6 protein-coding genes are annotated in these 8595 nt (G+C 74.9%); 4 read left to right on the top strand and 2 right to left on the bottom strand.

Annotation, left to right across the window (positions count from 1 at the left end):
• The coding region (locus AOK18_RS20395; protein ID WP_167738713.1) for a TerD family protein at nucleotides 1–580 on the bottom strand (580 nt) is incomplete at its 3' end.
• 291 nt (nucleotides 581–871) lie between these two features.
• Between AOK18_RS20395 and AOK18_RS20390 the strand changes: the two genes are divergently transcribed.
• The 3 genes from AOK18_RS20390 to AOK18_RS20380 all read left to right on the top strand — a co-directional run bounded on the left by AOK18_RS20390 (nucleotide 872) and on the right by AOK18_RS20380 (nucleotide 4952).
• Nucleotides 872–1330 carry a DUF6643 family protein gene (locus tag AOK18_RS20390; protein ID WP_055573459.1) on the top strand — a complete coding sequence of 153 codons (459 nt, stop codon included), beginning with the start codon at nucleotides 872–874 and terminating at the stop codon, nucleotides 1328–1330.
• Nucleotides 1331–1459: 129 nt separating this feature from the next.
• Nucleotides 1460–2290, top strand: a complete 831-nt coding sequence (locus AOK18_RS20385; protein ID WP_055695306.1) for an MOSC domain-containing protein — start codon at nucleotides 1460–1462, stop codon at nucleotides 2288–2290.
• 241 nt (nucleotides 2291–2531) lie between these two features.
• Nucleotides 2532–4952 carry a right-handed parallel beta-helix repeat-containing protein gene (locus AOK18_RS20380; RefSeq protein WP_055695305.1) on the top strand — a complete coding sequence of 807 codons (2421 nt, stop codon included), beginning with the start codon at nucleotides 2532–2534 and terminating at the stop codon, nucleotides 4950–4952.
• Between the two features lie 48 nt (nucleotides 4953–5000).
• Here the strand turns inward: AOK18_RS20380 and AOK18_RS20375 are convergent, their stop codons facing one another.
• Complete coding sequence (locus tag AOK18_RS20375; protein ID WP_240503253.1) at nucleotides 5001–7241, bottom strand: hypothetical protein; 2241 nt, start codon at nucleotides 7239–7241, stop codon at nucleotides 5001–5003.
• A 431-nt stretch (nucleotides 7242–7672) separates the two neighbouring features.
• Between AOK18_RS20375 and AOK18_RS20370 the strand changes: the two genes are divergently transcribed.
• The gene (locus AOK18_RS20370; RefSeq protein WP_055575118.1) at nucleotides 7673–8512 is read left to right on the top strand and encodes a DeoR/GlpR family DNA-binding transcription regulator; all 840 of its coding nucleotides are present in this window, start codon (nucleotides 7673–7675) and stop codon (nucleotides 8510–8512) included.
• Nucleotides 8513–8595 lie beyond the last annotated feature (83 nt).

Genomic DNA, 8595 nt, shown 5'->3' with positions numbered 1-8595 from the left:
CGAGAGCGCCTTCGTGCTCGGCGAGTTCTACCGCCGCCGGGGACGCGGGAGCGGCGTGCCGCGGTTCGTCCACGGTGATGCCGTAGTCGGTGGCCAGCCCCTCGAGTCCGCTGCTGTAGCCCTGTCCGACCGCGCGGAACTTCCACGCGCCCTGGCGGCGGTAGAACTCGCCGAGCACGAAGGCGCTCTCGCTGGTCGCGCCCGCGCTGTCGAAGCGGGCCGCGACGGTGCCCCGCGCGGCGTCCTTGACCTCGATGTACAGGCCCGGGATCCGGCCGAAGGAGCCGCTGTCGGAGGAGGCCGCGAGGATCACCGTCTCGATGCCGGGCTCCACGCGTGCGAGGTCGACGAGGAGGGTGTCGGTGACCTGTCCGCCGGCGTTCCGCTTGCCTTCGTGCCGGACGGCTCCGGAGGAGTGGGCGGGCTGGTTGTAGAAGACGAAGTCGCCGTCGGAGCGGACCTTGCCGCCGGCCAGCAGGAGCGCGGAGGCGTCCGCGTCGGGGACTCCGGGGCCGGTGCGCCACCCCAGTTCCACCCGGAGTGCCGTGGTCGGCACCGGCGTGTTCGCTCCCTTGAGCATGGACATGTCCGCCCCCCTCACGTGTCACTTCGCCGGGCGGGGCCCGGCATGCGTCGCGCTCCGTCCGCACAACCTAGTACCCGTGCGCGGGAACTCCCACGGGGCGTGCGCGGAGGGGCCGGTCACCCCGGCCAACCTGGCTGGAACTCGGCTTTTACCAGCCGGTCATCAGGATGTACAGCCGTTTCATCCAACTTCGCCCGGATTAGCTGTCCCAGGGCGCGTCGGGCCCGGAAAACAACCCTCTTATCGGTCTCCCCAACCAGCACATCGTGGGCTTAACTTATGGCCATGACCTCCCCCCGCTCCACTTATGGCGGCGGCTACTACTCCGCCTCCTTCCCGGACACCCCGATCTACGACTCCCTCGTGGCCGAGCGGGGCACCCCGCAGATCGCCCCGATCCGGGTCCCCTCCGCCTACGACGTGCCGAGCAGTCATCTGCCCGCGCTCCCGTCGGCGTTGCCCGCGCTCCCCGCGGCCCCCTCCCAGCCCGCCTACGGTTATCCGCAGGCGCAGCAGCCGGCCCCGCTCCAGCAGGCGCACGCGCCGTACATCCCGCAGCAGGCCACCACTCCGTACATCCCGCAGCAGGCCACCGCTCCGCGCGGTTACCCCGGGCCCCAGCCGCAGCAGCCGCGGCCGGCCGCCGCCGGTGCGGGGTACGAGGCGATGCGCCCCGCGGCCCCGCGCCCGGCGCCGGCTCCCTACCAGGACCCGTACAACAACCAGCAGTACCGCGGATACTGAGCGGTACCCGGCACCCGCCGGATACCGGTCCGTTCCGGGCGGTGCGCCCCGGGACCCGAACCGTCCCGTGGACCGCCGGCCCGGAGCCGCGGCCCCGGGGCCGTCGTCGCCGTCCGGCACGATGCCCCCATGGGAAACCCGCTGCTGCACTCGATTCACGTACATCCGGTGAAGGCCTTCCGGAGCCTGCCCCTCCGGGAGGTCGCCGTGGAGCCCTGGGGACCGGCCGGAGACCGGCGCTGGATGCTGATCGACGACGGGGGGAGGGTCGTCACGCAGCGGAGGCACCCGCGCCTGGCACTGGCCGCCGCCGAGCCGCTGCCCGGCGGCGGTCTGCGGCTGTCCGCACCCGGCAGGGAACCGGTGACCGTGGCCGTGCCCGCACCGGGCGGCCGCACCGAGCGGGCGGAGGTCTTCCGCGACAGGATCGACGTGGTGCCGGCCGAGGACGACGCCGTGCACGCCTGGTGCAGCGCCTTCCTCGGCGCCGGCGTACGTCTGGTGCACCTGGACGATCCCGCCACGCGCCGGCCGGTCGATCCCGAGTTCGCGCTGCCGGGTGAGACGGTCAGCCTCGCCGACGGCTACCCCCTGCTGCTCACCACGACCGCGTCCCTCGACGCCCTCAACGCCCTGGTCGCCGGGGGCGGTCACGCGGACGAGGGCCCCCTCCCCATGAACCGCTTCCGGCCGAACCTGGTCGTCGGGGGCACCGCCGCCTGGGCCGAGGACACCTGGTCGCGCATCACGGTCGGCGAGGTCGCCTTCCGCGTCGCCAAGCCCAGCGGCCGGTGCGTGGTGACGACCACCGACCAGCGCACCGCCGAGCGCGGCCGGGAACCCCTGCATGCGCTCGGCAGGCACCGCAGGTTCGGCGACCGGCTGGTGTTCGGGCAGAACCTGGTGCCCCTGGCGCCCGGTACGGTCCGGGTCGGCGATCCGGTCACGGTCCTCGCCTGACGGACGCGGCGCGGACCCGCCCGCCGGACGGACCCGCCGCGGCCGGCGGTCCGCCACCGGTGCGCCGGCCCGGACCGGGTACGAGGCGCGACGGGACCCGGCCGGGGCGGGACCGGCCGGCGCCGGAAGCCGGCCGCCTTCCGCCTCTGGTCAATCCGGCGGCCGTGCGCACGCTACGGTGGTCCGGCCGAAGGAATCGACGAGAAACCCGCGTACGACGAGGTGGGGGCACAGCTACGCCATGGCACAGGGCACGGTCCAGGTGACGCACACCGGCACATCGCGGTGGCGGCGCCGCACAGGTGAGTACGCGTCGCTCGCCGCCGCCCTGGAGGCCGCGGCGGAGGGCGACGTCCTCACCATCGCCCCGGGCACCTACCGGGAGAATCTCGTCGTGGAGCGGGCGGTGACCCTGCGCGGCCCCGAGGGCTCGCCCGGCTCGGTGCGCATCGCGCCCCTGGACGGGGTTCCGCTGACCGTGCGCGCCTCGGCCGTGGTCCAGGACCTGCACGTGGAGGGGCAGGACGCGGCGGCGCCCGCCCTGCTGGTCGAGGACGGCACCCCGGAGCTGCGGGACATACGGGTGGTCACCCGGTCCGCGACCGGCATCGAGGTGCGCGGCGGCGGCCGGCCGACGGTCCGCCGCTGCACGGTCGACAATCCGGCGGGGATCGGCATAGCCGTGCTCGACGGCGGGGGCGGGGTGTTCGAGGAGTGCGAGGTCGTCGCCGCGGGGCAGGCGGGCGTCGCGGTGCGCGGGGGCGCCCGTCCCCGCCTGGAGCGCTGCCGCGTGCACCACGCCGCGGGCTCGGGCCTGACCGCGACCGGGGAGGACTCGGCGCTCGAGGCCGTGGGCTGCGAGGTCTACGAGGTACGGGGCAGCGGTGTCCAGGTGACCGGCCGGGCGACCGCGCACCTCACCGACTGCGACGTGCACCGCACCACCGGCGACGGGGTCACCCTCGACACCGACGCGGTGCTGACGCTGGCCGACTGCCGTATCCACGACATCCCGGAGAACGCGGTCGACCTGCGCTCCCGCTCCGTGCTCACCATGACCCGCACCACCGTGCGGCAGTTCGGCCGCAACGGCCTGTCGGTGTGGGACCCGGGCACCCGAGCGGACGCCAACCAGTGCGAGATCTTCGACAGCACCGGCGACTATCCGGCGGTGTGGGTGAGCGACGGCGCCACCGTCGTCCTGGACTCCTGCCGGGTGCACGACGTGCCGGACGCCCTGTTCGTCCTCGACCGCGGTTCCCGCGCGGACGTGGTCGACAGCGACCTGTCGCAGGTGCGCAACACCGCCGTGTCGGTGAGTGACGGCGCCACCGCCCAGCTCGACGACTGCCGGATCCGGGAGGCGGCCACGGGCGCCTGGTTCCGGGACCACGGCAGCGGCGGCACCCTCAACAACTGCACCCTGGACGGGACGCAGACCGGCGTGATCGTCACCAAGGGCGCCGACCCGACCGTGGAACGCTGCACCGTCGAGTCCCCCGCCGAGGCCGGGGTCTACGTCTCGGCCGGCGGTCGCGGCAGCTTCCTCGACTGCCGGGTCACGGGCAGCGGCGGCTACGGCTTCCACGTGATAGACGGCAGCCGGACGACGCTGCGCAAGTGCCGCACGGAACGCTGCGCGCGCGGCGGGTACGAGTTCGCCGAGAGCGGCACGGCTCCCGGCACGGGGGGTCCGGTGGTGGAGGACTGCACCAGCGACGAGAGCGGCGGTCTCGCGCCGCCGGCGGCCCCGGAGCCGGCCGTGCAGACCACGGGGCACTCCCCGGGCCTGCTCGGTCCCGCCCCCGGGCGGACGCCGCCCGCACCGGTGTCCGAGCCGGAGCAGGAACCGCGCCCGTCGAGGACCGTGCTCGGCGAACTCGACGCGCTGGTGGGACTGGAGAGCGTCAAGCGGGAGGTGCGGGCCCTCACCGACATGATCGAGGTGGGCCGGCGCCGGCAGCGGGCGGGGCTGAAGGCCGCGTCCGTCAAGCGCCACCTGGTCTTCACGGGGTCCCCGGGCACCGGCAAGACCACGGTCGCGCGGCTGTACGGCGAGATCCTCGCCTCCCTCGGCGTGCTGGAGAAGGGGCACCTGGTCGAGGTCTCGCGCGTCGATCTGGTCGGCGAGCACATCGGCTCGACGGCGATCCGCACCCAGGAGGCCTTCGAGAGGGCGCGCGGCGGCGTGCTGTTCATCGACGAGGCGTACGCGCTCTCCCCCGAGGACTCCGGGCGTGACTTCGGCAAGGAGGCCATCGACACGCTCGTGAAGCTGATGGAGGACCACCGGGACGCGGTCGTGGTGATCGTCGCGGGGTACACGGCCGAGATGGAGCGGTTCCTGTCCGTCAACCCGGGTGTGGCGTCCCGTTTCTCACGGACGATCACCTTCGGCGACTACGGGGCCGGTGAGCTGCTGCGGATCGTGGAGCAGCAGGCCGAGGAGCACGAGTACCGGCTGGCGCCGGGTGCCTCGGAGGGTCTGCTGGAGTACTTCACGCAGCTGCCCAAGGGTCCCGCCTTCGGCAACGGCCGTACGGCGCGGCAGACCTTCGAGGCGATGGTGGAGCGGCACGCGAGCCGGGTCGCCCAGCTGCCGGAGCCGAGCACGGACGACCTGACCCTCCTGTTCGCCGACGACCTCCCCGAACTGCCCTGAGCCGGACTGCCTCGCCCCGGGAGGCCCGCACGCGTCGCGGCTCGCCCCTCACCCGGCGGACGGCCGCGTGCCGGTGCGGGCGCCGTCGCCGGGGTCCTCCGTGCGGCGCGGTGCCGGGACGCCCGGCCGCAGCCGGGCGAGCAGCCGCCGGCGTTCCTCGGCGAAGGCCGGGTCCGCCTGGTAGTCGGAATGGCCGAGGATCGGCGCGGGCAGGGGATGGCTCTCGGTGCGGCCGTACGCCAGCGGGTCCTTGAGCGCGGGACGGTCCACCTCCGGGCCGCGGTCGCCGGACAGCCCCACCGGGCCGCCGATGGGGTCGGTGCGGCGGTGGAGGTTGCGCCAGCAGTCGACGTCCCGGTGCAGCGCGCCGAGCGCGTCCGGCCCGAAGTGGGCGGGGAACCAGCGGCCGTACAGCCGCTCCAGCGGGGATCCGTAGGTGAGCAGGGCGACGCGCCCGCGGGCGGACGGGGTGAGCTGCCAGGCCGCGGCGGCGGCGAGGACACTGCCCTGGGAGTGGCCGGAGAGCACCAGGCGTCCGCCGGTGGCCCGGGTCCAGGTCTCGATCCGCCAGGTCAGGTCGGGCACCGCGCGTTCGGCGTAGCAGGGCGGGGCGAAGGGGTGGGCGGCGCGCGGCCAGAAGGTGCCGACGTCCCACAGGATGCCGATCGTGCGCCGCGCGGAGGCGTCCTTGTAGGCGCGCCGGCCCCAGGTGACGAACAGCACGAAGCCGAGTCCGATCAGCCAGGAGCCCAGGGCCTGCGACGTCTCGGCGGCGCCGTGGACGACGGCGTGGGTTCCCCGGGCCGCCTCGCCCGGCGTGCGGTCGGTGGTCAGCGCGCCGACGAGGGCGCCCGCGCCCAGCAGCAGGGTCGCGGCGGAGGTGAGGGCGACGATGCGGGGTCCCCGGTCGGTGAGGGAGGCCATGGCGCGGGCGTTGGCGATCCGCCGGGTGCGGGCGGGGTCGCCGGTTTCGTCCGGGAACTCGCGCGCCACGGCGGCCTGCTCGTCGCGGGCGATGAGCCAGGCCCGCCGGGCCAGCCAGCAGCAGAGTCCGAGGAACAGAACGAGCAGCGGCGGGATCACGGCCGCCTGCCAGGTCAGGACCACCGGCGGTCCGGGGATCGACGCCCCGGTGCCGTCCAGCCAGTCGGAGACGCGCTGGGCCACACCGCCGGACATCACGCCGCCCAGTGCGCAGGCCAGCATCATGACGGCCGGTCCGGCCAGGCCCCGCATGGCGGCGCGCCGGTCGGGGGCGCTGCGGTACAGGGCGTGGGCGACGCCGGCGAGGACGATCACGAGCAGGCCCTGGACGAGGGAGAGCGCGCCGAAGGTCATGTCGCCGGGCAGCCGTCCCGCCGATTCCCAGCCGGGGCGCCGCCACCCGGCGTACACCAGGCAGAGGGCGAGCAGGAGGAGCGCGGCCAGGGGCAGCAGGCGCAGCAGGCGGGTGTCGAGGACGTCGTCCGGGCGGCGGTCGGTGCGGCCCCGGCGGCAGACCGCCCACACCACGACGGCCCCGGCGGCGAACAGGGCCGCCTGTACGAGGAGGCCGAGGAGGGCCAGTGCCTCGGAGCCGCCCGGTGCGCGGTCGTGCCGGGCGGCCGCGTGGGCGACCGCGAAGGCGACGGTGAGCAGTCCGGCGGCGGTGTGCGCGGCGCGGAGCCGGGCGACCAGGCGGCGGCCGTACCAGAACCCGGGCCGGCTCATGGCGGTGGGGCCACCGTCCTCGGGCTCGTGGGCCATCGGCTGCTGGGACTCGTACGCGCTCCAGGTGCGCAGGGACAGGTACCACAGCAGCCCGGTCAGGGCGGCGGGCACCAGGGCGGCGAGGCCGAGCCGGCGTCCCGGCTCGCTCCACCAGCCGTCGCCCGACGCCTCGGGCGACAGGAAGCCGAGCCAGGAGTGCCGGTCGGCGCACGCCCGCGTGCCCGCGCACTGCCAGGCCGCCAGGTCGAGGGCGACCTCGCACGCCGCCGCGACGAGCAGCACCGTCAGGCTCAGTGCCGCCAGTCGCACCAGCAGTCCGTACAGCCGGACGAGGCGCCCGCGGTCCCGGGCCGCGGGGCGCATCCAGTGGGCCAGGTTGACGACCATGAAGGGCAGCAGCAGCAGCCAGAGGGCGCGGGTGCCGTTGCCGGAGGTGAGGTTGCACCAGACGTAGGCCTCGGGGACCGGCTCGTCCCGGTGGGCGGCGGGCAGGTGCTCCGCCCGGACGTCGTCGGCGCGCCGGAACACGGCGGCGACGTCGTCACCGGCGATCCGCACGGTGTGCGGATCGCCCAGCATGTCCTGCGGGGTGGCGCCGCCCACCCCGTGGACCAGGAGTTCCAGGGCCGTCCCCGGGTCCCTCGGCCGTTCGGCGGGGGCGCCCCCGGTCCCGGCCGGCCCGGTCCGCCCGGCCGGTCTGTCCTCTTCCGGATGTTCCACCGCTTCGCACTTCCCCCGTGACGCGCCGTCGGATCCGTCCGTGCGGGCAACAGGATCTCCGCTGCCGGGGCGGCCGGCACCCCTTCTCACGGAATCCCCCCGATCCGGGCGCCGAACGGACAACCCCCGGGACAACAATGACATGCCCACGCTGAAGACCGGGAACACCGCCCTCGCCGCGGCATGCGAGGATGGGGCGCCTGCGCACCGGCGACGGGAGGAGGGTGCCCGTCGGACCGGGTGCGCGGGGCGTGTCGGACGGCTTGGCGGCGAAAGGAACCGGAGCGTACGTGAGCGAGAATCAGAACCTCCTCGCGGAGCAGCGGCGCGCCCTGATCCTCGACGAGGTCCGGCGCCGCGGCGGAGTCCGGGTCAACGAACTGACCCGCAAGCTCGGCGTGTCGGACATGACCGTCCGCCGCGACCTCGACGCCCTCGCCCGGCAGGGCGTGCTGGAGAAGGTGCACGGCGGCGCGGTTCCGCTGGTCGAGGCCAGCACCCACGAGCCCGGCTTCGAGGCCAAGTCCGGTCTGGAGCTGAGCGCGAAGGACGACATCGCGCGAGCGGCGGCCGAACTGGTCCCGCCGGGCGCGGCGATCGCCCTCTCGGGCGGTACGACCACGTACGCGCTGGCCGGCCGGCTGCTCGACGTGCCCGACCTCACCGTGGTCACCAACTCGGTGCGGGTGGCGGACGTCTTCCACGCGGCGCAGCGCACCTCGGATCCCCGTCAGGGCGCGGCCACGGTCGTCCTGACCGGCGGTGTGCGCACTCCGTCCGACTCGCTGGTGGGGCCGGTGGCCGACCAGGCGATCGCGATGCTCCACTTCGACCTGCTGTTCCTCGGGGTGCACGGGATATCGGTCGAGGCCGGGCTGTCGACGCCGAACCTCGCCGAGGCCGAGACGAACCGGCGTCTGGTGCAGTCGGCGCGCCGGGTGGTCGTGGTCGCCGACCACACCAAGTGGGGAACGGTGGGGCTGAGTTCGTTCGCCTCCCTGGACCAGGTGGACACGCTGGTGACGGACTCCGGACTGCCGGCCGGGGCCCGCGACGAGATCTCCGAGCACCTGCCGCGGCTGGTCGTGGCGGGCGAGCCCGACGATCCGGCGGAGCCTTCGGACGTCTGAACGGCTCCGGACGCCGGCTCCGGTCCCGGAACCGGGCTTCCGCACCGGAACCGGGCTTCGGCCCCGGCTTCCCGCCCCCCGGC

Origin of the sequence: Streptomyces prasinopilosus (assembly GCF_001419695.1) — a bacterium.
GTDB classification, from domain to species: domain Bacteria; phylum Actinomycetota; class Actinomycetes; order Streptomycetales; family Streptomycetaceae; genus Streptomyces; species Streptomyces prasinopilosus.
This window is presented reverse-complemented; position numbering and strand designations above follow the sequence as displayed.

Bases quoted from the DNA above. Each gene is read 5' to 3' on its own strand.
- AOK18_RS20375 (WP_240503253.1), bottom strand. From the start codon at position 7,241: ATGCTGGGCGATCCGCACACCGTGCGGATCGCCGGTGACGACGTCGCC.
- AOK18_RS20380 (WP_055695305.1), top strand. From the start codon at position 2,532: ATGGCACAGGGCACGGTCCAGGTGACGCACACCGGCACATCGCGGTGG.
- AOK18_RS20385 (WP_055695306.1), top strand. From the start codon at position 1,460: ATGGGAAACCCGCTGCTGCACTCGATTCACGTACATCCGGTGAAGGCC.
- AOK18_RS20390 (WP_055573459.1), top strand. From the start codon at position 872: ATGACCTCCCCCCGCTCCACTTATGGCGGCGGCTACTACTCCGCCTCC.